The sequence below is a fragment of the Shewanella sp. NKUCC01_JLK genome, from assembly GCF_019345615.1.
Lineage (GTDB): Bacteria > Pseudomonadota > Gammaproteobacteria > Enterobacterales > Shewanellaceae > Shewanella > Shewanella oncorhynchi.
This window is the reverse complement of the sequence record NZ_JAHKRD010000006.1, coordinates 33,919-60,469: the sequence shown is the minus strand read 5'-3', so window position 1 is coordinate 60,469 and position 26,551 is coordinate 33,919. Positions and strand designations below refer to the sequence as shown.

The 26,551-nt window shown below is 47.0% G+C and carries 22 protein-coding genes and 2 pseudogenes; 15 read left to right on the top strand and 9 right to left on the bottom strand.

Annotated features, from left to right (window positions below; genetic code table 11):
* Positions 1 to 47: 47 nt before the first annotated feature.
* Positions 48 to 791, bottom strand: coding sequence for an SDR family NAD(P)-dependent oxidoreductase (locus KO537_RS08050; protein ID WP_028760569.1), 744 nt, complete (start codon positions 789 to 791; stop codon positions 48 to 50).
* A 117-nt stretch (positions 792 to 908) separates the two neighbouring features.
* Between KO537_RS08050 and KO537_RS08045 the strand changes: the two genes are divergently transcribed.
* The 13 genes from KO537_RS08045 to KO537_RS07985 all read left to right on the top strand — a co-directional run bounded on the left by KO537_RS08045 (position 909) and on the right by KO537_RS07985 (position 13,779).
* A complete protein-coding gene (locus tag KO537_RS08045; protein WP_113938934.1) occupies positions 909 to 1,328 on the top strand; it encodes a YbaY family lipoprotein in 420 nt (139 codons plus the stop codon).
* A gap of 70 nt (positions 1,329 to 1,398) precedes the next feature.
* Positions 1,399 to 2,340, top strand: a complete 942-nt coding sequence (metA, locus tag KO537_RS08040; protein ID WP_198573591.1) for a homoserine O-succinyltransferase — start codon at positions 1,399 to 1,401, stop codon at positions 2,338 to 2,340.
* Positions 2,341 to 2,343: 3 nt separating this feature from the next.
* Entirely contained in the window at positions 2,344 to 2,772 is a 429-nt protein-coding gene (locus KO537_RS08035; protein WP_219234213.1) for a GNAT family N-acetyltransferase, read from the top strand.
* A 230-nt stretch (positions 2,773 to 3,002) separates the two neighbouring features.
* A complete protein-coding gene (locus KO537_RS08030; protein WP_219234269.1) occupies positions 3,003 to 3,182 on the top strand; it encodes a hypothetical protein in 180 nt (59 codons plus the stop codon).
* Positions 3,183 to 3,311: 129 nt separating this feature from the next.
* Positions 3,312 to 4,502, top strand: coding sequence for an acetyl-CoA C-acyltransferase (locus tag KO537_RS08025; RefSeq protein WP_219234212.1), 1,191 nt, complete (start codon positions 3,312 to 3,314; stop codon positions 4,500 to 4,502).
* Positions 4,503 to 4,634: 132 nt separating this feature from the next.
* Complete coding sequence (locus KO537_RS08020) at positions 4,635 to 6,134, top strand: CoA-acylating methylmalonate-semialdehyde dehydrogenase (protein WP_011919010.1); 1,500 nt, start codon at positions 4,635 to 4,637, stop codon at positions 6,132 to 6,134.
* Between the two features lie 79 nt (positions 6,135 to 6,213).
* Positions 6,214 to 7,371 carry an acyl-CoA dehydrogenase family protein gene (locus tag KO537_RS08015; protein WP_219234211.1) on the top strand — a complete coding sequence of 386 codons (1,158 nt, stop codon included), beginning with the start codon at positions 6,214 to 6,216 and terminating at the stop codon, positions 7,369 to 7,371.
* Positions 7,372 to 7,431: 60 nt separating this feature from the next.
* Entirely contained in the window at positions 7,432 to 8,205 is a 774-nt protein-coding gene (locus KO537_RS08010; protein WP_173245775.1) for an enoyl-CoA hydratase, read from the top strand.
* Complete coding sequence (locus KO537_RS08005) at positions 8,205 to 9,374, top strand: enoyl-CoA hydratase/isomerase family protein (protein ID WP_173245772.1); 1,170 nt, start codon at positions 8,205 to 8,207, stop codon at positions 9,372 to 9,374. Before KO537_RS08010 ends, KO537_RS08005 begins: the two co-directional genes overlap by 1 nt.
* Before the next feature lie 134 nt (positions 9,375 to 9,508).
* Positions 9,509 to 10,411, top strand: a complete 903-nt coding sequence (gene mmsB, locus KO537_RS08000) for a 3-hydroxyisobutyrate dehydrogenase (protein ID WP_219234210.1) — start codon at positions 9,509 to 9,511, stop codon at positions 10,409 to 10,411.
* 24 nt (positions 10,412 to 10,435) lie between these two features.
* Positions 10,436 to 11,194: an SDR family oxidoreductase gene (locus KO537_RS07995; RefSeq protein WP_011846385.1), complete on the top strand. Its 759-nt coding sequence runs from the start codon at positions 10,436 to 10,438 to the stop codon at positions 11,192 to 11,194.
* Positions 11,195 to 11,409: 215 nt separating this feature from the next.
* Positions 11,410 to 11,652 (top strand): hypothetical protein, encoded by a 243-nt coding sequence (locus KO537_RS07990; protein WP_028760560.1) that lies wholly within the window; start codon positions 11,410 to 11,412, stop codon positions 11,650 to 11,652.
* A 78-nt stretch (positions 11,653 to 11,730) separates the two neighbouring features.
* Positions 11,731 to 13,779: a prolyl oligopeptidase family serine peptidase gene (locus KO537_RS07985; protein WP_219234209.1), complete on the top strand. Its 2,049-nt coding sequence runs from the start codon at positions 11,731 to 11,733 to the stop codon at positions 13,777 to 13,779.
* Between the two features lie 33 nt (positions 13,780 to 13,812).
* On the opposite strand, the gene KO537_RS07980 is transcribed toward KO537_RS07985, so the two are convergent.
* Positions 13,813 to 14,274, bottom strand: a complete 462-nt coding sequence (locus KO537_RS07980; RefSeq protein ID WP_219234208.1) for a MerR family DNA-binding protein — start codon at positions 14,272 to 14,274, stop codon at positions 13,813 to 13,815.
* A 155-nt stretch (positions 14,275 to 14,429) separates the two neighbouring features.
* Here KO537_RS07980 and KO537_RS07975 point away from each other — a divergent pair, with 155 nt between their 5' ends.
* Both KO537_RS07975 and KO537_RS07970 read left to right on the top strand, forming a co-directional pair.
* The gene (locus KO537_RS07975) at positions 14,430 to 16,664 is read left to right on the top strand and encodes a heavy metal translocating P-type ATPase (protein WP_219234207.1); all 2,235 of its coding nucleotides are present in this window, start codon (positions 14,430 to 14,432) and stop codon (positions 16,662 to 16,664) included.
* Between the two features lie 412 nt (positions 16,665 to 17,076).
* Positions 17,077 to 18,669, top strand: coding sequence for an ABC-F family ATPase (locus KO537_RS07970; RefSeq protein WP_081729050.1), 1,593 nt, complete (start codon positions 17,077 to 17,079; stop codon positions 18,667 to 18,669).
* A gap of 159 nt (positions 18,670 to 18,828) precedes the next feature.
* On the opposite strand, the gene KO537_RS07965 is transcribed toward KO537_RS07970, so the two are convergent.
* The 7 genes and pseudogenes from KO537_RS07965 to KO537_RS07935 all read right to left on the bottom strand — a co-directional run bounded on the left by KO537_RS07965 (position 18,829) and on the right by KO537_RS07935 (position 26,548).
* A complete protein-coding gene (locus KO537_RS07965) occupies positions 18,829 to 19,353 on the bottom strand; it encodes a lipocalin family protein (RefSeq protein ID WP_168823132.1) in 525 nt (174 codons plus the stop codon).
* Between the two features lie 119 nt (positions 19,354 to 19,472).
* Positions 19,473 to 20,144: pseudogene (locus tag KO537_RS07960) on the bottom strand (EamA family transporter); the annotation flags it as partial.
* A gap of 268 nt (positions 20,145 to 20,412) precedes the next feature.
* Positions 20,413 to 20,613: pseudogene (locus KO537_RS07955) on the bottom strand (EamA family transporter); the annotation flags it as partial.
* 98 nt (positions 20,614 to 20,711) lie between these two features.
* Positions 20,712 to 23,306: an FAD-binding protein gene (locus tag KO537_RS07950; protein ID WP_168823128.1), complete on the bottom strand. Its 2,595-nt coding sequence runs from the start codon at positions 23,304 to 23,306 to the stop codon at positions 20,712 to 20,714.
* A gap of 132 nt (positions 23,307 to 23,438) precedes the next feature.
* Entirely contained in the window at positions 23,439 to 24,467 is a 1,029-nt protein-coding gene (locus KO537_RS07945) for a diguanylate cyclase (protein ID WP_168823125.1), read from the bottom strand.
* 301 nt (positions 24,468 to 24,768) lie between these two features.
* On the bottom strand, positions 24,769 to 25,815 hold the full coding sequence (locus tag KO537_RS07940) for a transposase (RefSeq protein ID WP_173497120.1): 1,047 nt from the start codon (positions 25,813 to 25,815) through the stop codon (positions 24,769 to 24,771).
* A 355-nt stretch (positions 25,816 to 26,170) separates the two neighbouring features.
* A complete protein-coding gene (locus tag KO537_RS07935; RefSeq protein WP_011071844.1) occupies positions 26,171 to 26,548 on the bottom strand; it encodes a DP-EP family protein in 378 nt (125 codons plus the stop codon).
* Between the last annotated feature and the right edge of the window lie 3 nt (positions 26,549 to 26,551).

Below are 26,551 nucleotides of genomic sequence, written 5' to 3'. Positions count from 1 at the left end.
TGCACTTTTTATCGCGCCATGTTCTGTTCCACTTAGGCTAAGCCGATTTAGCGCTTTGGCTTTTTAGCTTTCCAGTGGCGAGTGTTATAGATAAATTCGGGTAATAACACAGTAAGCCAAGCGACGAGGCGCCAGCGTTTGGTCACATAGACGCGGCGTTTGCCTTGTTTCATTGCCTTGATGATTTGCGCTGCGACTTGTGGCAATGGTGCAAGCCACATTGCACTTTGCTGCATAGCGGCTTTATCGAGCAAACCAAGTTGGATATCGGTAATCGTAATCGGTAACTTAAGGCGCTGAGCATGCATACTTAAGCCCTCAAGGTAATTCTGGCCAAAGGCTTTTGAGGCGTGATAGGCCACACTCGGCCCGCCGCGCAGGCCCGCAATCGAGTTGATTGCCGCCAGTTGTCCATAACCTTGCTCGCGAAATAGTCTAAATGCCGTATTGCAGATGGCAGCAAAACCTCGCACATTGACATCGATAATGTCTTGCTCCGGTAGCCAAGGCAACTCGGGGTCATAGCTATTGAGGCCTGTATTAACTAAGACTAAGTGCGCGCCGCCAAGAGTTTGCCAGACTGATTCAAGTTGGTTGATGATGGCTTGAGGTTGTTCAATTTGAAGTGCAAAAACTTGTACTTTTGTTGGCAAGGATAAGGCAAAATCGCGCAGTGATTCTGGATCTTGGGCGAATAAGACTAATTCAACCTGCTGATCTGCCAATTGCTTTGCAAGTTCACGACTTAATTGTGAGCTAGCTCCCACAATGATTGCAGTTGCTTGGGTCATAGATTTTTCGGCAACGAAATGGTGGCTTATGATAGAAAGTTATGTTCACCAAGACAAGATTTATAGCTTGGGCGTATGGACATCTAGAAGTCTTTATGTATGATTAGGAGAAACAAAATGAACAAATGGTTGCGTTTAAGCGCGTTGAGATTAACAGCCTTAGCATTAATGGCCATCATGGGGGTGTTATCCGGTTGTGCGACACCTAATGCTATCGTTGAGATAAAAGGCGAGACCTTATATCGCGAACGGATAGCCTTACCTGCCGATGCTAAGGTCATAGTGCAACTGCTTGATGTCTCAAAAATGGATGTGCCAGCCATAGTGATGGCGGAGCGCGTGCAACAAGGTGCTGCGACACCCGCGCCATTCAGTTTTGCGATTGGTAGCGATCAGTTCCAACCCGGTCACACTTATGCCATAGGGGCCCGGATTATGTTGGGTGATAAGTTATTGTTTATTAATACTCAAGCCTATCACATTGATCTCAATTCCACTGAGCCAATGACGATACTGCTAGAGAAAGTCGGTGGCTAGTTAGCCCGCTCAGAAGTGAGCTGACATACGCGCCGAATCCGTTAGTATTTACGAACAGAAGAGGCGCGGTATGCCGGTTAGAATTCCAGATCATCTGCCCGCAGCAGGGGTGTTAGAGTCAGAAAATATTTTCGTTATGTCCGAGACGCGGGCGGCGAATCAAGATATCAGGCCGATGAAGGTGCTGATTTTGAACTTGATGCCGAACAAAATCGAGACTGAAACCCAGTTATTGCGCTTACTGGGCAACACGCCTTTACAAGTCGATGTGGATTTACTGCGCATTCACGACAAAGAATCCAAGCATACTTCCATCGACCACATGAATACTTTTTACCGTGACTTTGAAGCCGTGCGCCATAAAAATTACGACGGTCTTATCATCACAGGCGCGCCGCTTGGGCAAATCGATTTCGAAGATGTGGTTTATTGGGATCATATCCGTGAAATCATCGACTGGTCCCAAGAGCATGTCACCTCAGTGTTGTTTTTATGCTGGGCAGCCCATGCGGGCTTGTATCATCTCTATGGTTTAAATCGAAAAATATTGCAACAGAAGCGTTCTGGCGTATTTTTACATAGGCGCACTTGTCAGCATTTCCCACTGTTACGTGGTTTTGATGATGAGTTCTTTGCACCCCATTCGCGTTTTGCCGAGATGGATGTGGAAGAAATTAGACAACACCCGCAGTTGCAAGTGTTAGCGCAGTCCGATGAGGCCGGGGCCTATTTAGTATTAAGTCGCAATAACCGTAACTTGTTTGTAATGGGGCACCCTGAATATCAAAAATCGACCTTAAACGATGAATACCATAGGGATTTAGCCCAAGGCTTAACGCCAAATGTGCCACAAAACTATTATCGAAATAATAATCCAGAAGCCGAAGCCATTGCCCGCTGGCACAGCCACGGTAGTTTGTTGGTCAGTAATTGGCTCAATTATTACGTTTACCAGTTAACGCCTTATGACTTAAGTGATATGACGGCGATGACACCGTGGGAATCGCGATAATTCATGAAAATATTTGAGTTTATTCAAGCCAAAGAAGCAGATTGGGATTACCTCTTACAGCTTAGAAAATTGACCATGACTCCGCATTTAGAGCGTTCAGGCCAGTTTTTAACTGAAAAGGAACATCATCTTAGGCTCAACGATCAATATGACTGTTCCTTTTTAGTGCGGTATAAAGAGCGCATTATCGGCACTTTAAAATACCGACAAACGGATAACTCAGTAGAAATCATGCAGATTCAAATACATCCTGTGCATCAGCAACAAGGCTTTGGTAAAGCCATTATTCAACAAGTGTTAGATGGCGCTAAAGCAAAGACAGTATTGCTAACAGTCTTGAAAAATAATCAAGCCTTAGCACTCTATCTCAGGTTGGGATTTAATATTGTTGGTGAAGACATGTATGAATACCATATGCAAATCAAATGCTAACCAGTGGTATATTGACTCGCTACTTTTGACATTGTCTGACATTGGCCTCATAACCAGAGGGGAAAATCACTAGTAGCCTGAGTCCAGCTGTTTTATTCCCTACAAAGATATGGGTGACCTACTTTCATTACTAGAACGATCTGGTTTACTACGCTGAGTGCGTAAAGGCATGTGCTAACTGGGTAAAGTTAGTCGGTAATATCAACAAGCCGCCGAGGCAATTCTAAATTATGTTCAAAGAAGCTGCGCTAGAACGGATGTTCTTACGCGCCGTGGCTTTCTATTTCTCTGCGCTCCAAGGTCCACATTTATTCCACTTAGTTGATCACCACAGAATTCAATTTTTGAGCTTAGTACTCATCAATTTCCTATTTCGCTGTAAATCCTTACTGACAATTTTCACCCGATAAAATCGACACATTAGACCAAGGAATACTTGCTTTACGTTCGCGTAAACGTCAGAGTGGTTTTATTATCGATTTTATTAAACGTCCCGAGGCTAGCACTAGGCCTTGTGGTCAATTTGGGTTGGAGCCTGCATGAGTACTGAACCGTTAAATCAAGATATCGTTATTGTTGCCGCTAAACGCACCCCTATGGGGGGGTTTCAAGGCAGTTTGTCATCTGTTGCATCACCGACTCTAGCCGCGACAGCCATTAAGGGCTTGTTGGCGGAAACACAATTGGCGGGTGAACATGTCGATGAAGTCTTGATGGGCTGCGTATTACCCGCTGGTTTAGGTCAAGCGCCTGCACGTCAAGCCACTTTAGGTGCGGGATTACCCTTATCCGTTGGTGCGACCACAGTGAACAAAGTCTGTGGCTCAGGCATGAAGACGGTCATGTTAGCCCATGATTTGATTAAAGCGGGCAGTGCAAAAGTCGTGATCGCTGGCGGTATGGAAAGCATGAGCCAAGCGCCGTATCTATTAGATAAAGCCCGAAGCGGCATGCGTATGGGCCACGGCAAAGTGTTAGATCACATGTTTTTAGATGGTCTTGAGGATGCTTATACTGGCGGCGCCATGGGAACATTTGCCCAGAAAACAGCCGATGATTTTGGGATCACCCGCGAGCAGATGGACGCCTTTGCGCTAAGTTCGCTCGAAAAAGCCAATGCCGCGATTAACTCGGGTGCCTTTAAGGCCGAAATTACGCCTGTCACAGTTAGTGATCGTCGCGGTGATGTGACTATCGATACCGACGAGCAACCCGGTAATGCCCGCCCTGAAAAAATTCCTACGCTGCGCCCAGCCTTTACCAAAGATGGCACTATCACAGCGGCCAACTCTAGCTCTATTTCCGATGGCGCAGCGGCATTGATGCTGACCTCTCGCGGCGAAGCTGAGCGTTTAGGCTTAACTGTATTAGCCACCATTAAAGGCCACACCACCCACGCCCAAGAGCCTTCACTCTTTACCACTGCACCGGTTGGCGCTATGGCGAAATTGCTGGCTAATGTGGGTTGGTCAACGGATGAAGTCGATTTATTTGAAATCAACGAAGCCTTCGCCATGGTGACTATGCTTGCCGTGTCTGAGCTCGGTTTAGATGTGGCTAAAGTTAACGTCAATGGCGGCGCCTGCGCTTTAGGTCATCCTATTGGTTGCTCAGGTTCACGTTTGCTGGTGACCTTAATTCATGCTTTAAAAGCCCGCGGCCTTAAACGCGGTGTCGCCTCGCTGTGTATCGGGGGTGGTGAAGCAACAGCGATGGCCATTGAGGTCTAATCGCAAAGGTTTTTGTCAAATCAGGTTTTAGTTAAATCAACAAGACGGGGCTGGCAAGGGCAATCACTTCCCTTGAGGATAATCATAATATCGCACCGCCAGCCCATCACTCTACAAGGAAAGGATTGCAACATGACCACACAAGTAAAGCATTACATTGACGGCGAGTTTATCCAAGGTACTGGCACATCACAGATTATTGTCACCAATCCCGCGAATAACTCGCCGATTGCTGTGATTAATGCTGCCACTAGCGAAGAAGTTCACGCTGCGATTGCCAGCGCCAAAGCGGCCTTTAAAACCTGGAAAGAAGTGCCAGTGTCTGAACGCGCGCGCGTCATGTTGCGTTATCAACATCTGCTAAAAGAACATCACGACGAACTTGCGACCATTCTTGCAAAGGAAACCGGTAAAACCTTTGAAGATGCCAAGGGCGATGTATGGCGCGGTATCGAAGTCGCTGAACATGCTTGTAACGTAGCGTCATTATTGATGGGTGAAACTGTCGAGAACGTCGCGCGTTCAATTGACACTTACAGCTACACTCAACCGCTCGGTGTGTGTGCCGGTATTACGCCATTTAACTTCCCTGCGATGATCCCGTTATGGATGTTCCCATTGGCGATTGCCTGCGGTAACACTTTCATTTTAAAGCCTTCAGAACAAGATCCTATGACGCCGCAGCGTCTGGTTGAGCTGTTTGTTGAGGCGGGCGCACCTAAGGGCGTATTGCAATTAGTGCATGGCGATAAAACAGCCGTAGATATCCTGCTGGCAGACCCTGCGATTAAAGCAATTTCCTTTGTCGGTTCTGTGGCTGTGGGTCAATATATTTATAAAACGGGTACCGATAATTTAAAACGCGTGCAAGCCTTTGCGGGCGCGAAAAACCACTGCGTTATCATGCCAGATGCAAACAAACAGCAAGTGATCAACAACTTAGTCGGCGCTTCTGTGGGCGCGGCGGGTCAGCGTTGTATGGCGATTTCGGTTGCTGTGTTTGTTGGCGCCGCTAAAGAGTGGATCCCAGAATTAAAAGAAGCCTTAGCCAAAGTTCGCCCAGGTTTATGGGACGATAAAGAAGCGGGTTATGGCCCGGTTATCAGCCCAGCCGCTAAGGCGCGGGTGCTTAAACTTATCGCTCAAGGTAAAGCCGAAGGCGCCGAGTGTTTACTCGATGGCAGCGATTTTACCGTAGAAGGTTACGAGTCGGGCAACTGGATTGGCCCAACCATGTTCGATAAAGTCACCACTGAGATGAGCATCTACAAGGAAGAAATCTTCGGCCCTGTACTGTGCTGCATGGAGTCGGACTCATTAGAAGCGGCAATCGAATTAGTCAATGCTAGCCCTTACGGCAACGGCACTTCTATCTTCACCGCCAGCGGCGCGGCGGCCCGTAAATATCAACATGAAATCGAAGTCGGCCAAGTGGGTATTAACGTGCCTATTCCTGTGCCATTACCTTTCTTCTCATTTACCGGTTGGAAGGGCAGTTTCTACGGCGATCAACATGCTTATGGCAAGCAAGCGGTGCGTTTCTATACCGAGACGAAAACCATCACTTCACGCTGGTTCGAGTCTGATATTGCCGTAGCTTCAACGCCAAATATGAGCATTAACCTACGCTAAGCTCGGTTATAAACCACGGCGTCTTTATGGCGCCCAATTTATTAAATAAAAAGTGACCACAGAGTCATAGGAGAGCCCAATGGATTTTAATTTCAACGATGACCAACGCCAGTTTGCCGATCTTGCGCGCCAGTTTGCCGCGGAAGAATTAACCCCGTTCGCCGCCAAGTGGGATGAAGAACATCATTTCCCTAAAGACGTGATCCAAAAAGCCGGTGAGCTAGGTTTTTGCTCTCTGTATTCGCCAGAATCCGAAGGTGGCATGGGCTTATCGCGCCTCGATGCCTCGATTATTTTTGAAGAACTTGCCAAAGGCTGCACCGCGACCACGGCCATGCTGACCATTCACAATATGGCGACTTGGATGGTGACGACTTGGGGCACTGAAACCCTGCGTCAGACTTGGTCTGAGCCGTTAACCACTGGGCAGATGTTAGCGTCATACTGTTTGACTGAGCCGGGCGCGGGTTCGGACGCTGCATCTTTGCAAACTAAAGCGGTGCGCGACGGCGATGAATATGTGATTTCAGGCTCGAAAATGTTTATCTCGGGTGCGGGCGCAACTGAGCTTTTAGTCGTGATGTGCCGTACGGGTCAAGCTGGCCCTAAGGGGATCTCGGCCATTGCCATTCCGGCGGATTCCGCTGGCGTTATCTACGGTAAAGCTGAAGATAAAATGGGCTGGAATGCCCAGCCGACCCGTCAAATCACCTTTGAAAACGTGCGCGTGCCAGTAGCGAATTTGCTCGGTGAAGAAGGCCAAGGTTTTGCCTTCGCGATGAAAGGCTTAGACGGTGGTCGTATCAATATCGCGACTTGTTCAGTAGGCACTGCGCAAGCGGCGCTAGAGCGCGCAACTCAATATATGAATGAGCGTCAGCAATTTGGTAAACCGTTAGCGGCTTTCCAAGCGCTGCAATTTAAACTTGCCGATATGGCAACCGAGTTAGTGGCAGCCCGCCAAATGGTGCGCCTTGCGGCCTTTAAACTCGATAGTGGCGATCCTGAGGCCACGGCTTATTGCGCTATGGCGAAACGCTTTGCCACCGATGTGGGTTTTCAAGTCTGCGATGCGGCGCTGCAAATTCATGGTGGATATGGTTATATAAGGGAGTACCCGCTGGAACGTCATTTCCGTGATGTGCGTGTGCATCAGATTTTAGAAGGCACTAACGAAATTATGCGCTTAATTATCGCCCGTCGTTTACTCGATGAAAATGCAGGACAAATCCTGTAATTTAACTCGCAATATGCGTGACTTACAGGTCGGCGATAACTGAAAAAGGAGTCTATAAAGATGGAATATTTAGTTGAACGTATCGAAGGTCACACGGCGATTCTGACCATGAACAATCCGCCAGCCAACACTTGGACCGCCGAGAGTTTGCAGGCGCTTAAAGCCAAAGTGCTTGAGCTGAATGCCAATAAAGATATTTATGCCTTAGTGTTAACGGGTCAAGGGCAAAAGTTCTTCTCCGCTGGCGCCGATTTAAAACTGTTTAGCGATGGTGACAAAGGTAATGCGGCAACGATGGCCAAGCATTTTGGTGAAGCCTTTGAAACCTTAAGCCAATTCCGCGGTGTGTCGATTGCCGCGATTAACGGCTATGCCATGGGCGGCGGCTTAGAAGTCGCGTTGGCCTGCGATATTCGTATCGCCGAAATTCAAGCTGTAATGGCATTACCCGAAGCGACGGTCGGTTTATTACCCTGTGCGGGTGGCACTCAAAATCTGACCGCATTAGTCGGTGAAGGGTGGGCTAAACGGATGATTTTATGCGGCGAGCGTATCGATGCGACTCAAGCATTGAATCTACGTTTAGTGGAAGAAGTGGTCGACACAGGCGAAGCGCTTAATGCGGCAATCGCCTTAGCCGTCAAAGTGGCGAATCAAAGCCCAAGCAGCGTGACTGCATGTAAGACTCTTATTCAAGCGGGGCGCACTATGGCGCGTAGCCAAGCGCTACCGATTGAGCGTGAGTTATTTGTCGGATTATTTGATACTGAAGATCAGGCCGAAGGCGTGAATGCGTTTTTAGGGAAACGTAAAGCTGAGTGGAGAAACCGCTAATGACGAATGTAGTAGATAATGACGTGGTCGAGCATGTCGCAAATCAGGTCACGACCACACAAAATGTGGTGTTTCAAACCTTAGCCACTGCTTCTGGCAAATTGGTTGGGGTGGTCACACTCAATGTGGAAAAAGCCCTCAACGCCTTAGATTTAGTCATGGTGCGCGCTATGACGGCGCAGCTTAATCTGTGGAAGAAAGATCCCCTTATTGCTTGCATCGTATTAGATGGTAGCGGTGAGAAGGCATTTTGTGCCGGGGGTGATGTGCGCGCTTTATACCATGCTTCCATTGCCGCTAATGGGCAAGTGACTGAGGAAGCAAAGGTTTTCTTCGAAGAGGAATATCGCCTCGATTATCTACTGCATACCTTTGGCAAACCTGTGTTGGTGTGGGGCGATGGCATTGTCATGGGCGGCGGCCTCGGTTTGATGGCGGGCGCGAGCCACAGAGTCGTTACCGAAACTTCTCGTATCGCTATGCCTGAGGTGACTATCGGCCTGTATCCCGATGTGGGCGGCAGTTATTTCCTTAATCGTATGCAGGGCAAGATGGGATTGTTTTTGGGATTGACCGCCTATCAACTCAATGCCGCCGATGCCTGTTATGTGGGCCTTGCGGATCATTACCTGAACCGCGACGACAAAGAGCTGATGTTTGATGCCATGGCAACCTTAGATTGGAGTGATACGCCAGCTCTTAATCATCAACGTTTAGATAGCATGATCAACGAGCTGTCTAATCAAGTGGATATTCCTAAGGGCGACAGTGTATTAGCCGAAAGCCAAGACATAATTGACAGGCTTATGGCGGGCAGTCTGCAGGATATTGCAGCACGCATGTCAACTTTGGTATCGGAAGAAAAGTGGTTAATGAAAGCGCGGGACACCTTCCTTGCGGGTAGCCCTATCAGCTGGCACTTGGTCTATATCCAAGGGCAGTTAGGGACTAAGCTTAGCTTAGCTCAATGTTTCAAATGGGAATTAACTGCGAGTGTTAACGTGTGCGCCCACGGTGATTTCTGCGAAGGCGTTCGTGCACTCTTGATTGATAAAGACAAGAAACCGCAATGGCGTTTTAAGGATGTTAACTCAGTACCCACAGCGGTACTTGAGCAAATATTGGCTTCCCCATGGGGCGAGGCGCATCCCTTTAACCAACTGAGTTAAGCGTTTAAGGGCCGAGTTGGCTAAGCGCTGTGTTTATCTGCTTAGCCAAGCTCGCTTTACTCTGTGATAAAGTCAGCATAATCAATTTGATAGCATTATCACAACACTAAAAAGAACAACACAGGAGTGATGGCATGAGTACAGTAGCCTTTATCGGTTTAGGTAATATGGGCGGCCCAATGGCGGCCAATTTATTAAAAGCAGGCATGACGGTTCGCGTCTTTGATTTAGTCCCAGAAGCTATGCAGCAATTGGCTGAAAAAGGCGCCTTAGTATCAAGTACAGCCTGCGGCGCTGCAGCGGGCGCAACTGTGGTGATTACTATGCTGCCTGCGGGCAAGCATGTGAAAAGTTTATATTTAGGCAATGGAACAGACAAAGGTCTGCTTGAAGTGGTTGCGGGTGATACTTTACTGATCGATTGCTCGACCATCGATGCACAAAGCGCACAATTAGTGGCGGCCGAAGCGGCTAAAAGCGGCATCGAATTTATGGATGCACCAGTTTCTGGCGGCACGGCAGGCGCGGCGGCGGGTACTTTAACTTTTATTTGTGGTGGCTCGGATAACGCTTTTGAACGTGCGCAGCCCGTACTTAAGGCTATGGGTGTGAATATCTTCCACGCTGGCGGTCCAGGTGCGGGGCAAGTCGCGAAAATCTGCAATAACATGCTGTTATCTGTGTTGATGATCGGTACTTCCGAAGCCCTGCAAATGGGCGTCGATCATGGTCTCGATCCCAAAGTGTTATCCGACATTATGAAGGTCAGCAGTGGCGGAAACTGGACGCTAGAGAAGTACAATCCCTGCCCAGGCGTGATGGAAACAGTGCCTTCTTCTAAGGGCTATCAGGGTGGCTTTATGGTAGATTTGATGGTCAAAGATCTCGGTCTGTCACAAGAAGCTGCATTATTGAGCAACTCTAGCACGCCAATGGGCGCTTTAGCCCGCAGCTTGTATGTTAATCATGCAAGACAAGGCAATGGTCGCCGAGATTTTTCCAGTATATTTGAACAATTTGCACCACTTAAAAAATAGACACAGATAACAAGGGATCACCAGATGGATTTAAAAGATAAGGTTGTCGTCATTACTGGCGGCGCGGGTGGCTTAGGCTTAGCAATGGCGCAAAATTTTGCGCAGGCGGGTGCTAAGATAGCGCTTATCGATGTGGACCAAGAAAAACTCGAGCGAGCCTGCGCAGAGCTTGGATCGGACACTGAAGTCCAAGGTTATGCCTTAGACATTACCGACGAAGAAGACGTCGTCGCGGGTTTTGCCTATATTCTCGAAGATTTTGGTCAAGTGAACGTATTAGTGAACAACGCCGGTATTCTGCGTGATGGCATGTTAGTCAAAGCCAAAGACGGCAAGGTCACTGATCGTATGTCTTACGAGCAATTCCAATCGGTGATCAATGTGAACCTGACCGGCAGTTTCCTTTGTGGCCGTGAGGCCGCAGCGGCCATGATTGAATCGGGTCAAGCGGGGGTGATTGTTAACATCTCTAGCCTTGCTAAGGCGGGTAATATGGGCCAATCAAATTACGCGGCCTCAAAAGCGGGTGTTGCGGCTATGTCTGTTGGCTGGGCGAAGGAGTTAGCGCGCTACAATATCCGTAGTGCAGCCGTAGCACCAGGTGTGATTGCGACCGAGATGACGGCGGCAATGAAGCCAGAAGCGTTGGAGCGTTTAGAGAAACTCGTGCCTGTTGGCCGCTTAGGTCATGCCGACGAGATAGCTTCTACCGTACGTTTTATTATTGAAAACGATTATGTTAACGGTCGTGTGTTTGAAATCGATGGTGGTATTCGTCTTTAGAGCGATATCTTATTGATCTGCATATAAACCGAGCTTAGGCTCGGTTTTTTTATAGGGTAAATAAAGATAATGGTTCTTATGCTCTAGCTTTTGGATTTATTTAGATTTCACTGTTGGAGTTGACATTTAGTTGTTAACCTTCAACAATCGCTCTCCCGTTTTTTTACATAACTTTACAAACATGTTGATCACATGTAATGGAGCTTGAAATCCGGATGTCTTGGCAGGAAAAAGCCCACTGGCTTGAGAAAATCACTAAGCGCATGATGTTGATCGTGGGTATCTTAGGGTTGGTTGTGATTTATTGCGGTTTCTTTTTTCTGCTCTTTAGTGGCCGTTCTGTGGCCGTGATCCCATGGTTTTTTCTTATCTCACCTTGGGTGTGTATTTATTTTGGTTTAACGCAAGTACAACAAGTGCAAGTGGTAAATTGGTTCTTAAAAAAATTTAAAAAATAACTAATTTACACATAACTCATTTCTGCAAGTTCATATTTTGTTTCGGTTTGTGCAGTTGGCAAACATTGGGGAGAAACAATGAAGCTACATGGATATTTATGGATGCTGGGGGGCTTATTTTGTTTAGGTGCTTGCGAGCGCTCGAACAAAGAGACGCCGCATCTTAGTGATAATGGCGCGCGCATAGTTGCGCCCTATGGTAGTTGGCAGTCTCCGCTATCGGCGACTGAAGTGTTTGAGCAGGCCGATAATGTGGCTGAGTTGCAAAGCGTTGATGGTGCTATTTATTTCTCTGAATCTGATGGTGAAAAACAAGGCCAAGTCGGGATCAAACGCCTCGACCAACGTGGAAAAATTACCGACATAGTGCCGCCTGCGTTTAATGTTAAATCCGCCGTTCATGAATACGGTGGTGCCGCCTTTTTGGGGATTGGTCAGAGTCTGTTTGCCACTAAGGCACAGGACCAACTGTTTTATCGTTTTGCCCCTAATCAACCCCCTTTGCCTTTAACGCCAAATGGTACTCGCCATGCAGATTGTATTGCTTACCCTAAAGGGTCGAGGATTATCTGTGTGCGCGAAGATCATCGTCAAGCGGGTGAGCCTAAGGCGAGTCTTGTTACCATTAATCTTAATTTTGCCGGTGAAGGCGATACCTTTGTTTCGGGCCATGACTTTATTTCTTCGCCAGCCATCTCGCCCGATAACAGCCAACTGGCGTGGATCACGTGGGAACATCCCTATATGCCATGGGATAATAGCGTGCTCTGGCTTGGGGATCTGGACCGTAAAGGACAATTACACAATATTCGTAAGGTAAACACGCCCGCAGATTCTTCGGTGTCGCAGCCGTTATTTAGCCCCGATGGACAATTGTATGTCGTATCGGATATCAGTAACTGGTGGAATATCTATCGAGTCACGGCACAAAATACCTTAGACCCAGTGCTAAAGAAAAAGGCCGAGTTTGCGGTGGCTGATTGGTATTTAGGCAATCATAATTATGCCTTTGAATCCGAAAAAACTATTATTGCCAGTTATATGCTTGGTAGTCAGGCCGTTTTAATTCGACTGCATCTAGATTCAGGTCTGACCGAATCTTTGGCCGTCGACTTTGGTGAAATCACCCAAGTGATCCGAGGGGAAGATGCTGTCTATTTTGTCGGCGCTAAGGCGACGCCAGAGAAGGGCATTTATAAAGTGATCGGTCGTGGTACTGAGTTGGTGTATACCCCTAACTTACCAAAACTTAATCCCAATTATATCTCCCGTGCTAAAAATATTACTTTTAAAACTGGTGCTAACCAGCAAGCTTACGGTTATTTTTATGGTCCGGTTAACCCCAACTATACTGCGCCTAATGATACCCGTCCGCCCTTGATTGTAATGTTACACGGCGGTCCTACGGCGCGGGCGAGTCTAGCTTATCGCAGTGACATTCAATTTTGGACCAGCCGAGGCTTTGCGGTTCTCGATGTTAATTTCCGTGGCAGCAGTGGTTTTGGCCGTGCTTATCGTCAAAGTATCTACGGAAAATGGGGCCAAGTTGATGTGGAGGATGCGGTCAATGCGGCCCGTTATTTAGTCGATAAGGGCTGGGTTGATGGACAAAAGCTGGCGATTCGAGGTGTCAGCGCTGGTGGGTTAACTGTGATGTCGTCATTGGCATTTTATGATGTATTTCAAGCGGGGGTGAGCTATGCGGGGATCAGTGACTTTGAACAGCTCGCCAAGAGTACCCATAAATTCGAGACTGGCTACTTAGATCTGCTCATCGGTCCCTATGGTGAAAATCATGCCCGCTATAGGGAACTGTCGCCCCTGCATCACCTTGAAGGATTGAATGAGCCTTTATTAATTTTTCAAGGATTACGTGACCAAATCGTACCACCACAGCAGTCGCGGCAGATTTATGAGGCGTTGAAAGTGAGAGGCGTACCCACGGCTTATATCGCTTATCAGGATGAACCCCACGGCGGTTGGAAACCTGAGCACAAGGCCGCAGGATTAGAAACTGAGCTGGCATTTTATGGGCAAGTGTTTAACTTTACCCCAGCGGGTAAGCTTGCAACACTGGTACTGGATAACGCCGCGGCGCTAAAGCCAACCATAGTGAGAAGTCAATAACGCGGTATTTACCGTTATTGAACTTGGCCATCGCTATCGCGATTGGCTTTTACCGCAACACTCAGAGCCAGCATTTTGCTGGCTCTTGTGATTTTCGAGGCTGCCATGAGTCTCGTGACTTAGGCTGTCGATAATGGCGCAGTGGGGCTGATCGCCGCCTTGGCATTGGGTCACCATGTGCTGCAATTGCGACCTAAGCTGCTGTAACTTATTGATTTGCTCTTCGACATAGGCAAGGTGCGTTTGGGTAAGCTGCTTAACGTCCTCGGCATTACGGCTTTCATTGCCCTTAAGACCAAGCAAGGATTTGCAATCCTCTAGTCTAAAACCTAAGTCGCGACATTGATGCACAAACTTAAGTGCTTCAATATCTTGATGGCGATAAACTCGATAACCCGCCTCATTGCGCTCGCCGCACACTAAGCCAATATCATGGTAATAACGGATACTCTTAACACTTAAGCCCGTTTGTTTCGCCACTTCACCTATCTTCATTTTGACCTCTATTTTTCCAACTGAATGGTATCACCCATTTCGCCCAGCAATTAATTGTCGATGTGATCACATTGAGCAAATTCATCCTTGACTCTCCAGTGATGGGAGACTTTATCTTAGACCTATAGTGTGAAACATCAAGTGAGGGATCTCCTATGTCTATGACCAGACTCTATGTCGCCAATATGAATTGCGCTGGCTGCGTCGCAAAAATTGAAAAGGCGTTTGCCGCCCAAGCGGGCGTTGAAGCGCGTGTTAATCTCGCCGATAAACAAGTGACGGTAGAAGGCAAGATGAGCGCCGATACTGCCTTAACTGTGATGGAAAAAGCAGGTTATCCGGCGCAGGTAGTGGTGGATGCAAAAGTCGCCGCCGAAGAAAAACGCCTTGAAGATGCCGCCGAGTATCGGCTGCGGATGCGCCAAGCCATAGCAGCGCTGGTTGTGGGCGTGCCTATGATGCTGTGGGGATTATTGGGCGGCGAAATGATGATCAACAGTCCAGCGATGCAGCTTGGCTGGGGCATCATGGGACTGGTCACTTTGGCTTTACTTATCACCACAGGTGGCCATTTTTATCAAGGAATGTGGCGGGCGCTCAAAGCCAAAACCACCAACATGGATACGCTGATTGTGCTGGGTACCAGTACCGCGTGGGCCTATTCCATGCTGGTGGTCATTATGCCGAGCGCATTCCCTATGGATACTCGCCATGTGTACTTTGAGGCGAGTGTGATGATTCTAGGTTTGATTAACTTAGGTCATGGACTCGAACTCAAAGCGCGGGGCAAAACCAGCGAAGCGGTGCAGCGACTGCTCGGGTTGCAATCCACTACTGCGATTCGTATTACGGATAAGGGGGATGAAAAGGTTGAGATAAGTCAGTTGAAACTGGGCGATAAGCTGCGTTTGCGCCCCGGTGACCGAGTTGCCCTTGATGGTGAGGTCGAAACAGGACAATCCCTACTCGATGAAGCCATGCTCACAGGTGAGCCTATTCCAGTCCTTAAAAATCGGGGAGATAGTCTGAGCGCGGGCACAGTCAACGGCAATGGCAGCCTAGTTTACCGAGTGACGGCGGGACAACAAGATACCAAACTCGCCAAAATCATTGCACTGGTGCAACAGGCACAAACGTCAAAATTACCCATAGGTCGATTGGCCGATAAGATCTCAGCGGTATTTGTCCCGACTGTGGTGGCGATAGCGCTGCTGGCGGCGGCTATTTGGTATTTTGCAGGTCCAGCGCCCGCCTTAAGCCATGCGTTAGTGGTGCTGACGAGTGTGCTCATCATAGCTTGTCCCTGTGCGCTGGGGCTGGCTACGCCTATGTCTATCATGGTGGCTGTGGGACGCGCAGCCCAAATGGGCGTGTTAGTTAAAAATGGCGAGGCGTTGCAAACCGCCAGTAAAGTCGATTGTGTGGTGTTGGATAAAACCGGCACTGTTACCTTAGGTAAGCCACAAGTCACTGACTTTGTATTAGTACAAACACTGAGTGATGCCGACAAAGAAACCTTGCTGGGCGAAATTGCAAGCCTTGAGCAGCACTCTGAGCATCCGTTAGCGGGGGCGATTGTCAGTTATGCCAAGGAATCACTCCCGCAATTACCCGACACACAGGCGTTTACGAACCATCAAGGTAAGGGGATTGAGGGCAAGGTCGATGGCGTATCGCTGGCGATTGGTAATTTCGCCTTGATGACGGCATTGAATATTGTCAATTCCGATGGCAGTGCCTTAGATCCTAACGCGACATTAAGTTTTGCGCACCAAGGTAAAACCCCGATTTATATCGCTAAAGCGGGCAAGTTAGTGGCCACTATCTCGCTGGCTGATCCGATTAAACCCGATGCCAAAGAAGCCATCGCGGCCATGCTGCAAAGGGGCATTCGTGTGGTGCTGTTAACGGGGGATAACCCACAAACGGCGCAAGCGGTGGCCGACCAAGTGGGCATCACCGAAGTGATTGCCGGCGTACTGCCCGAGCAAAAACAACAACATGTGCTGGATTTACAAAAGCAAGGGCATGTGGTGGCTATGGTTGGGGATGGCATTAATGATGCGCCAGCTCTGATGAGCGCGGATGTGGGGATCGCGATGGGATCGGGCACTGAGGTGGCGATTGAAAGTGCGGACATCACCTTGTTGTCGCAGCAATTGATAGTGATTGCTAACTTATTGGCATTGTCGCGGGCGACGATTACCAATATTAAGCAGAATCTGTTCGGCGCCTTTGTGTATAACAGCTTAGGTATTCCGGTTGCGGCTGGCGTGCTTTATCCACTCACGGGCATGCTATTAAGCCCAGTGATCGCAGGTGCCGCCATGGCTTTGTCTTCACTCACTGTGGTGACGAACGCCAACCGCTTAAGACGGCAGAAGTTATAAGCTGTCGATACCTAAGCAAACTCAAAATGTTGAAACGGGTATCTTGAGTTAGCTTAGGGCTATGTCCACATTAACACTTACCACATGAGTCCTTAGCAGATAGTCCCTAAACAGATAGGCCCTTAGCATCGTCAAGGTTTGCGACGCTAAGGGTCATCAGATTGTCATTCTGCTCGAATACATTGAAAGCTAAGCCAATAGGGTAAAATTAATTACGCTTCTCATACAGGCATAGTGCGGTGATTTCGGCATTCCCTCTGGCTTTCTAGCCGCCTTTTTAGTTGATAATTTAGCCCAAACTGCTATAGTGCCACGTTTATTTTTACCCCTTCGGCATAGCGTTATTTGGTTTATGCTTATTTAAAGCGGCGCCAGCGGGCTCGGCCAACATTACTCGATTTGGAAGTTCATTTTGATCACAACAGCAAATATCACCATGCAGTTCGGCGCTAAGCCACTGTTTGAAAACATCTCAGTTAAATTTGGCGGTGGTAACCGTTACGGTCTTATCGGCGCGAATGGCTGTGGTAAATCGACCTTCATGAAGATCCTGTGTGGTGATCTAGACCCTAGCAGCGGTAACGTCTCGTTAGATGTGAATGAGCGTCTGGGTAAATTAAGCCAGAACCAGTTCGGTTATGAAGAATTCAACCTGATTGATACCGTGATCATGGGCCACCGCGAACTGTGGAAGGTAAAGCAAGAACGTGACCGTATTTATTCTTTACCCGAAATGAGTGAAGAAGATGGCATTACCGTCGCCAACCTAGAGATGGATTTTGCTGAGATGGACGGTTATACCGCCGAATCCCGTGCAGGCGAATTACTGTTAGGTGTAGGTATCGGTATTGAAAGCCATTTTGGTTTGATGTCTGAAATCGCACCGGGTTTAAAACTACGTGTATTGCTAGCACAAGCCCTGTTCTCTGATCCAGACGTGCTGCTGCTTGACGAACCGACCAACAACTTGGACATCGACACTATCCGTTGGTTACAAGACATGTTGAACCAACGTAGCAGTACTATGGTTATCATTTCCCATGATAGATATTTCTTAAACTCAGTTTGTACTCACATGGCTGACTTAGACTACGGCGAATTGCGCGTTTACCCAGGTAACTACGACGAATACATGCAAGCAGCGACTCAAGCTCGCGAGCGTTTATTGTCTGATAATGCGAAGAAAAAAGCCCAGATCTCTGAGCTGCAAACCTTCGTAGCACGCTTCTCGGCTAACGCTTCTAAGGCGAAACAAGCCACCTCTCGTGCCCGTCAAATCGACAAGATTAAGTTAGATGAAGTAAAAGCCTCTAGCCGTGTGAACCCCTTCATTCGTTTCGAGCAAGAGAAGAAATTATTCCGTAATGCCTTAGTGATTGAAAACCTAACTAAAGGCTACGACACGCCGCTATTCAAAGACTTAAACTTGATTGTTGAAGTGGGCGAGCGCATTGCGGTACTGGGTGAAAACGGCGTTGGTAAAACAACTCTGTTACGTACCCTGATCCATGATATCCCACAGGATGCAGGTACTATCCAATGGTCTGAAAACGCTAACATTGGTTACTATGCACAGGACCATGAGTCTGATTTCGCTAACGAAATGACGCTGTTCGAGTGGATGAGCCAATGGCGCAAGCCAGAAGATGACGACCAATCGGTACGTGGCATCTTAGGCCGTATGTTGTTTGGCTCTGACGACATTAAAAAGTCAGTCAAAGTGCTGTCTGGTGGTGAGAAAGGTCGTATGTTATTCGGCAAGCTCATCATGCAAAAAGCCAATATTTTAGTGCTCGACGAACCGACCAACCACATGGATATGGAATCGATTGAATCACTGAACAACGCGCTGGAAATGTACGAAGGGACCTTGATTTTCGTGAGTCATGACCGTGCATTCGTATCGTCTCTGGCAAACCGTATCCTTGAAGTCACTCATTCAGGCGTGAATGATTTCAGAGGCACTTACGATGAGTTCCTTGCTAGCAAAGGCATCGAAGTCTAACGCTATTTGTTATTTAGCTGCATGTGTAAATACAGTGCAGCTAAATGCAACATAAATAAAAACGCCGCAATTCATTGCGGCGTTTTTGTATCCATTGGCTGTCTTTTTATCTAGCGATTAGCTTTCGCGCACTCGATTTTAGTGCATTGGTGGCACTCGTTAGGGCGCTGACTCTTGCTGCACATAAATCAAATTGTCGGTATTAAAGCCGCGGGCTTTAGACATTTCAACAAACTTTTGCAGCACCTCGGGTGGCACAGTCGGGGTTTTAGCCAATAGCCACAAATAACCTGTGTCGGGTCCCGATATAAAAGCGTATTGATAGTTTTCATGATCTAATTCGAAGACCACATACGATCCATAAAATGGCCCAAAGAAGGAGACTTTCAAATAGCCTTCTGAATCCCCATTCACAAAATAGGCCTTTCCTTCGGCTTCTTTCCATTCGTCTTTAGCCGCGGAAAATCCACGGTTAATGACTCTAACACCGCCATCCTCTTTCAGGCTGTATTCTGCGCTAACTTGGCTTAAGCCTCTTTCGAATGAATGATCTAATCGTGCAATTTCGTACCATTTACCTAAGTATTTATTTAGCTCAAAATCATTCACGGGTTGAACCAGTTTAGGCATGCCTAAGCAACCGCTGAGCAAAAATATACTAATGACTAACAGTAGCTTTCTCAATTTGACCTCCTGATCTTAAGTCTTAGTCGCACGTCTTCGGTGCAATGTTCAATCAATCCTCTGTTGAGCTTACACTATTTTCTTCACATTATTTCAGCTACTTGGCAAAGTGTTGTTGGTTAGCCGCTCGTAATCAATACGTTGCGCTGACTGATAAAGCCTTGGCTAATGCCGGCCAGAAGAATTAAGCCGACACCGATTAATTGCATGGGACTCAAGGTTTCACCAAATATCCACCATGCTAACGTCACTACGATAACCGGTTCCACATAGGCGAGGGTGCCAAAAGTGACAGCAGGCAATTGGCGTAGGGCTTTTACCGCCAGCAAAATGGCTAAAAATCCGGGGAAGAATCCAATCGCAATTAACCAGCCCATTTGCGGCAAACTTGGCGTCAGCGGTGCATTTATCACTAAGGGCAGTAGGCACAAAGCGCCGACACTAAGCTGTACTAAAGTGCTTTGATAGGGCGAACTCAGACTAGGTTTTCGGTTGATTAACATAAAACCGCAGTAGGTTAATAAAGCGAGTAGGGCATAAAAATAGCCTAATAATTCAGTGTGATTGCTCGCTTGCTGCGGCCCTGTGGGGATCATTAACATAAAACCCATTAGTGCGACGACCACGCTTGCCATGCTTAAGCGGGTGAGTTTTTCGGCAAAGAAATAATGGGCGAAAATAGCCGACACCACAGGGGCTAAGTAAATAATCATGATCACTTTGGCCATTTGGGTGTACTGAATGGCTTCAATGTAAAACGCCATAAAGCCCGCGAGCATAGCGCCATTTATATACCCAAGCTACCTCAAGATACGAGTTTCAGAGCGCCTAGGGTGCTTCAATTCAAGGCGCATCAATGACAAAATGTCGGCTACCTTTTGAATTGATGCAACACGGAAGTGGAGTGCCCTAGGCGCTCCGTCCCGGCGGTTTTTAACGCACTTTTTGCTGTGTTGGTTATTTTTAACTTAGTCCACTAGGTCCGCAAATAACCGCCTTGCCTAAAGTGCGTTAAATTTCCGCTGAATCCTGCATTTTGAGGTTGTTTGGGTATAAGTTGCGTTTACTCGGTCTATGGCGAATCTGATGGCCTTTACCTGTAAGCAGCATATAAGCCAATAGAAATAGAGCACCTAGCAGTAAGCGGTAGAAGGTAATATGCTCGGCGGGCAGGGCGGCAAAGCGCGCTAATACACCGATAGTGCCCATAAGAATGGCCGCCAATAGGGCAAAAATGATAGCTAAAGCTGAGCTTGGCATAGGCAACCTGTAACTGAAGAATTTAAGGGCGACACCGTCCTGTGGACGGCGTCGATTTTGCCTTAAAAACTCACCTTAGGCTATGTCGATGTATTAACTTAAATAATGCTTTTACGTGAACGGAAATGGTTAAAGCTATCTTGGCTGTAGGCCGCCTTAATCCGTTTTAACGCGGCGTAATTGTGGTCAAAGTACACATCTGTAGGAATGGCCTTATCTTTGAAACTGATAAAAGCGCCCGAGGTGTTGGGGATGTCATAGTTTCGGCTGGCATCAATCCAATCGAGTGCACGATTAATGCGGGTAAACACTTGGCTATCCTGCAATTGTTGCTTCTCTTGCAGGGCGTTATTCCACCAAGTTTGATATTGAATCGTGTATTGTCTGTCCTTGTAGGGGAAGGCGCTGCGGCTCTTTTGCTCTTCGCCCATAGTGCGATAATAATCACCAGTTATAGCGCCAAGGGTAACATAGGTAAATAGCCCCAATTGACGATTGCCTTCAAGCACATAGCGAGAGGTTAAGCTTTCAAGCAGTGGCTTATAACCGTCCCTCAGGCCCGTTTGATTCACTAAGCGCGAGGTGACTTTATGGGGCGCGGGTTCATCTACATCCGCTGGATTAGGTGAGCGGCTTATGCCTTGTAAGTCAGCTTGCAGATGATGAAAAGATTCCCTTTCCCAACTGGGCATTAGGTTTTCACCGTAGGCTTTGGTGAGTCCGCCCATACCCTCGATGCGAATATCATTGGGGACTAAGCCAAATTCATTAAATTGTGTCTGGATAAAGTGGTTTAGGCTGGCGGAATTGCCCTCCCAAAAACCATACATCAAGCAGTTATGCGTAATCGACTCAGTGTCTATGTCGGGTGTTTTGTGTTGTTCTACGGGTAAATGTTTGGCATTAATCTTGAGATTAGTGCCAATCAAACAGCCAGTGCTGTCGGCATTTATGATGGCTTCCCAGCGCTGTAAAATGTCTTTGGTTGGGGTGTGCTCAATGAGTTCATGGGTTTGTTTATCGTAGCAATTCCATTCTAATTCAAACTTGATAAGGCAAGGCGGTAGTGGAAAGGTTTGAACAAAAAAGCGGGTCACTATGCCGTAACTTAACCCACCGCCACCCTTGAGCGCCCAGAGTAACTCAGGTTTATTGGCAACAGAGACGACTTGGGTTTCACCAATGCCGAGGACGATTTCTGCCTGTAATAGGGATTCGCAGCACATGCCGTATTTGCGGGTCCAAGGTCCTGAGCCGCCTCCCATAATAAATCCCGCTAAGGCAACGCTGCCGCTCGTACTATGGGGGATCATCACGCCTTGTTTGGCAAGGGCTGTGGTGAGATTGATAAAACGATTACCTGGGCCAATGGCCGCAATACCTGTGATGGGATCTAAAGTGAGGCTATCCATCTTCAGCAGATCTAACACTACGGTATTCGTTTCAGTGCTTTCACCTTCGTGATCATTCCCACCCGAGCGCACGCTGATCGGCAAGTTATAATCGATGGCCGCTTTATAGGCGATTTTGACTTCTTCAGTTGACGTGCATTTGATGATCGCCAGTGGTTTTTTTTGTAATCTGCGGTTGAACAGTTGGCAAGCCTGTTGGTAGGCAATCATTTGTTTACCCGTGCTGACCGAGAGTTGCTGCTCACTATAATAATGGCCACCGGTAATAATATTATCGGCCGGAATGTGTGCGCGAACTTCATTGATGAAATTAACAAAGTTTTTGGCTTGAGTGATCACTAAGTTTTCACTAATACGCACTTCAGCACTTAATTCTTCTTCGGTCGATTGAATAATCAGACAATCCCGTTCGAGTTCATTTGCAACGGTGACTTTAATATTAGAGCGATAGGCTGTCAGCGATTTAAACACTTCAACATTGAGTGTAATATCCGCTTGATTACTCGCCGTGTAATTAACTAAATAACTAAAATTAGGCCAAGTGTTATAGTTACATTCAATAATATAGGCTCGGCGTTCGTGGGGTGGAATAATCTTAGGCAGTTGTTGATTATAAGTGTTGCTATCCGTAGTGGTTTTTATGAATTGATATTCAGTGTCATTAAATATGACCAGCAGCACTTTTTGTCTTTTAAGTGGGATAAAGTTTTCACCACGAATATTATGTGCATCTTGATGCTGGTAAATGTAAAGGTTATTTTCGCTAATCGATCTTTGTTGCGCTGGATTACGGTAATAGTCAACGATTTCAGTTCGGGTTAATAATCGATTAAGCAAGGTGATGCCAAATATTTCACCATCGAAATGTGTATCGCGATGATTCGGTAAAGACACGTTTTCAATTAAAAATTCATTGTCGGCAACCAGTGACAGGTTATTGAGTTGTGTATGGGTAATTTCACCATCCACATAACAACTGATTTCATGGTATTCATGGCAGATAGACAATAAGTGCCACTGACCGTCGTTAAGTCCACCTAAGGTTGATATTGCTTCAACCCGCAGTAAGGTGGTATTAATCACGCATTCAATATGCCCAAGTGAATTAATATCCACCGCGAAATAGGTATCTTCTCGATCGGTTTTATAATGGAACACACGCCCACCTGCGCTGGTTTTCAACCAACACTGGTAAGTGAATATGGCAAGGGGTGACGTGCTCACGGGTAAGCTTTTTTCAATCACTGCCCGTATATTTCTTGATGCCTCAAGCTTGTCCATATTCATGAGTCCTTTCGTGTGCTTTGCGTGTTTTCCTCAATGCGCTAAAGCGCCTACTGAGGTCATTCATCCCGTTGTTGATCCATCGCGGATAACTAAGCCGCGGGCAAATAAGTCGCCAATTAATAGGTATTAAAGCGATGTATTGATCCTGTCACGGCCATCAGCTTTGGCGCGATACAATGCGGTATCGGCGGCGCATAGCATGGCGAGTGAGGTACGGAACTGGCCATTAATTTCGCTCGCAATCCCTTGGCTCGCGCTCACAGAGACATAATCGCGCAGCCCTTGCTCGGTAAAGCGCAGGTCATTAATCCCTTGCTGCACTTTTTGGGCAATCGTTAGTGCCATTTTGGCATTGTGGCTTGGTAGAATTAGTGCGAATTCTTCGCCGCCGTAACGCGCTGCCAGGCCAACTTCTATCGGCACTATGTCAGCAATCACTTTGGCAATCTTTCGTAGACATTCGTCCCCTTGGATATGGCCGAATTGGTCGTTGAACACTTTGAAGTAATCCACATCGATAATCACCACGCTGATCGGGCGCAACTTACCTGTGCATTCTTCCCAATAGTGATGCAGCATTTCATCAAAATATCGGCGGTTCGCCAGCCCAGTCAGTGAATCTGTGGCGGCCAATTTACGTAGCTTTTGATTTTCCGCTTTGTGCTGCGTCAAATCGTGCATCATCATCACAAACAGAGGTTCATGGCTGGGGATGTAGGAAATGGAAAGCTCAACATCTTTTGCTTTGCCTGAGGCTGTAATGAGGGTGATTTCTTCGGCGGAGTGCTGCACTGGGATACCGCAATTTTTGCCTAATTTAATATCATTGCTCAGCAGATTGTCGTAGCGAGCTTGGTGGTGTTCAGTCAAAAAGTTGCGCCAATCTTGTCCCTTCAAACTGGCCTGCGGGCACGTCAGTAAGTCAGCACCTTTGCTATTGCTAAAGTAAATGTAACCTTGGGCATTGACGATAATCACCGGCTCAGTCAGATGCTGAATAAATTGTTGAATCGTTTCAATCGAGGCATGTTCGAAGAAGGTTAACGGCAACGAAGGTTCGACCAAGCCTTGCTGCGCAGTGCACTGTGAACCATTGCCTTCACCCACAAGTGATAATGGATGTTGTGAACGTGTCAGTTTAGGTGAGCTTGTCATTGTTATCATTCTCCGTGAACCTAATGTCATCTGCGCTAAGCGCTTTTCTGATGATGACTTTATTCTTCGCAAAGAAAAGATACCTTCTGCTTACCTTCCGATTTAATCTATTGTTTATAAAGGTTTTAAATTTACTCTTCTCACGGTAAATTCTCAGGTTTAGCTGAAACGTGCGAGGTTTTTGGGCATGGCTAAGTTGAAAGAGCGGTACCCATGAGTGGATTTTTGGCTATTAAGCGGCAAGCGCAAAGGATTTTAGTGTCGAAATTTAACTGCAGATAAAGAGTGAGGAACGGTTCGTTTACCCTAAAGGTTGATTTGGATGTAGAGCTTCGCTACTCGATTTTCCTCTACACCATTTACCACCTTGCTGAAGTTTGAAAGCGCACATCGCATCCCAACGACCACTGATGCCACTGTACTGGCGGCGAAAATCTTTAGCAGAGCTGAGCCAAGCATCTGATGCAATCCCTAACTCATTGAGCAGTTTTGGTCGCTGATTATCGATAAAGCCTTTTTTATCATGGCGAATGGCGCGGCCAGTCCAATCGATAAGTTCCAGATAATCCGCAAAATGAAAAGGGATGCCCGTTTGTTGACTAGAGTGTGTCGCCGCATCGAACTTGGCGAGAGATTTGTTTATCGTTTGAGGCTTATTTTTTGCGGATTGGACTGATGCTTGCGGTGAGATGATGGTGTTATTTACCTGCTTGAGTGCACTAATTCTTTCTTGGATCGAGGTGAAATCAGAAGATTGCAAAGAATCGGCAATGCCAGCTCGAATAGGATTCAAATCAACGTACATCATACACGCCAGTAATGCTTGCTCATCTAACAGTGCTTGGGATTTAAAACGGCCTTCCCAGAAGGCACCTTTGCACTCATCTTCTCGATTTGCGTTACGGGCAATCTCTTCATTTAGGCATCGCATAAACCAAGAGATACTGCTTAATCGCTCTTGCCACTCGGCAATTAAGGCATCGAGTAACATGCGTTCACCGTCGATTAATGCATCACCATTCATATATTTAGTGGCAATAGCATGGCCTTTGGTGATTTGACACCAGCGACTGATAATGTCTCTTTGCGTTAACGATTTAGCCTTCTCCACGTCAATCTTAAGCACTAAATGATAGTGATTGCTCATCACCGCATAGGCGCAGATATCGATACAAAAGATGGTGGATAATGCTTTGATTTTATCGACAATCCAGCCACGTCTATGCTCATAACTGCGGCCTGTGAGTTTATCCTCACCGCACAGAAAAGCCCTTCTGACACAGCGATTTATCACATGATAGAAGGGCGTTGTATTAGCATCGATAAGCATTCTTCTGGCCGAGGTCATCATCCGCTCCAAACAGACGCAATCAAGATAATGTAAAGGCTAGTATAAGAGGGGATAAAGCACAAAAAGACATGGCTGTCCCCGCTTTTTCCCCGCTTTTGCCATGGGAAAACGGAGGATAAGCGGATGTCTTGTGAGAAATGCTCCGCCGTAGCAGCAGAGCATTTTGAGCTCATTTCAGGAGGCATTTATCTAGAAAAGATATGGCTGTCCTGAGATAAATAATCAAGATAATGTAAAGGCTAGTATAAGAGGGGATAAAGCACAAAAAGACATGGCTGTCCCCGCTTTTCCGCTTTTTCCCCGCTTTTCGCCGTAGATGAAGGGACAGGGTTAGCTGTCCCTTTAACAGAGATTAGTTTTGTGGGCGATTGATAATTTGAGGATCTGGACTTAAAACGAGTAATGTATTAGCTGTATTACTTAATACAAATTGGAACTTTGTGGTTCCTGGTGTTTTATCTAAATCGACTAATTGCACTAACATGCCATCGCTACTAATGGTAACGGCATCGATAATGCCATCAAATGGGGTCACAAAGCCTACACCGACAAATTTTAAACCTTTAAGGGTTTGATCATTGAGTAAGTAAGTTATTGTGCCAGCTTGAGTGACGGTGATATCACCTTGGCACACTTGACCATTGGCATCGGTATAAATAAATACGGGTTCACCATTTTCTAGGGTTACATTGACTTTTATAAATTGAGCTAAGCCTTGTGGTGCAAACATATT

What these genes read in the sequence shown, in the direction of transcription:
- KO537_RS08050 (WP_028760569.1), bottom strand. Translation starts at nt 791, where the DNA reads ATGACCCAAGCAACTGCAATCATTGTGGGAGCTAGCTCACAATTAAGT.
- KO537_RS08045 (WP_113938934.1), top strand. Translation starts at nt 909, where the DNA reads ATGAACAAATGGTTGCGTTTAAGCGCGTTGAGATTAACAGCCTTAGCA.
- metA (WP_198573591.1), top strand. Translation starts at nt 1,399, where the DNA reads ATGCCGGTTAGAATTCCAGATCATCTGCCCGCAGCAGGGGTGTTAGAG.
- KO537_RS08035 (WP_219234213.1), top strand. Translation starts at nt 2,344, where the DNA reads ATGAAAATATTTGAGTTTATTCAAGCCAAAGAAGCAGATTGGGATTAC.
- KO537_RS08030 (WP_219234269.1), top strand. Translation starts at nt 3,003, where the DNA reads ATGTTCAAAGAAGCTGCGCTAGAACGGATGTTCTTACGCGCCGTGGCT.
- KO537_RS08025 (WP_219234212.1), top strand. Translation starts at nt 3,312, where the DNA reads ATGAGTACTGAACCGTTAAATCAAGATATCGTTATTGTTGCCGCTAAA.
- KO537_RS08020 (WP_011919010.1), top strand. Translation starts at nt 4,635, where the DNA reads ATGACCACACAAGTAAAGCATTACATTGACGGCGAGTTTATCCAAGGT.
- KO537_RS08015 (WP_219234211.1), top strand. Translation starts at nt 6,214, where the DNA reads ATGGATTTTAATTTCAACGATGACCAACGCCAGTTTGCCGATCTTGCG.
- KO537_RS08010 (WP_173245775.1), top strand. Translation starts at nt 7,432, where the DNA reads ATGGAATATTTAGTTGAACGTATCGAAGGTCACACGGCGATTCTGACC.
- KO537_RS08005 (WP_173245772.1), top strand. Translation starts at nt 8,205, where the DNA reads ATGACGAATGTAGTAGATAATGACGTGGTCGAGCATGTCGCAAATCAG.
- mmsB (WP_219234210.1), top strand. Translation starts at nt 9,509, where the DNA reads ATGAGTACAGTAGCCTTTATCGGTTTAGGTAATATGGGCGGCCCAATG.
- KO537_RS07995 (WP_011846385.1), top strand. Translation starts at nt 10,436, where the DNA reads ATGGATTTAAAAGATAAGGTTGTCGTCATTACTGGCGGCGCGGGTGGC.
- KO537_RS07990 (WP_028760560.1), top strand. Translation starts at nt 11,410, where the DNA reads ATGTCTTGGCAGGAAAAAGCCCACTGGCTTGAGAAAATCACTAAGCGC.
- KO537_RS07985 (WP_219234209.1), top strand. Translation starts at nt 11,731, where the DNA reads ATGAAGCTACATGGATATTTATGGATGCTGGGGGGCTTATTTTGTTTA.
- KO537_RS07980 (WP_219234208.1), bottom strand. Translation starts at nt 14,274, where the DNA reads ATGAAGATAGGTGAAGTGGCGAAACAAACGGGCTTAAGTGTTAAGAGT.
- KO537_RS07975 (WP_219234207.1), top strand. Translation starts at nt 14,430, where the DNA reads ATGTCTATGACCAGACTCTATGTCGCCAATATGAATTGCGCTGGCTGC.
- KO537_RS07950 (WP_168823128.1), bottom strand. Translation starts at nt 23,306, where the DNA reads ATGGACAAGCTTGAGGCATCAAGAAATATACGGGCAGTGATTGAAAAA.
- KO537_RS07945 (WP_168823125.1), bottom strand. Translation starts at nt 24,467, where the DNA reads ATGACAAGCTCACCTAAACTGACACGTTCACAACATCCATTATCACTT.
- KO537_RS07940 (WP_173497120.1), bottom strand. Translation starts at nt 25,815, where the DNA reads ATGACCTCGGCCAGAAGAATGCTTATCGATGCTAATACAACGCCCTTC.
- KO537_RS07935 (WP_011071844.1), bottom strand. Translation starts at nt 26,548, where the DNA reads ATGTTTGCACCACAAGGCTTAGCTCAATTTATAAAAGTCAATGTAACC.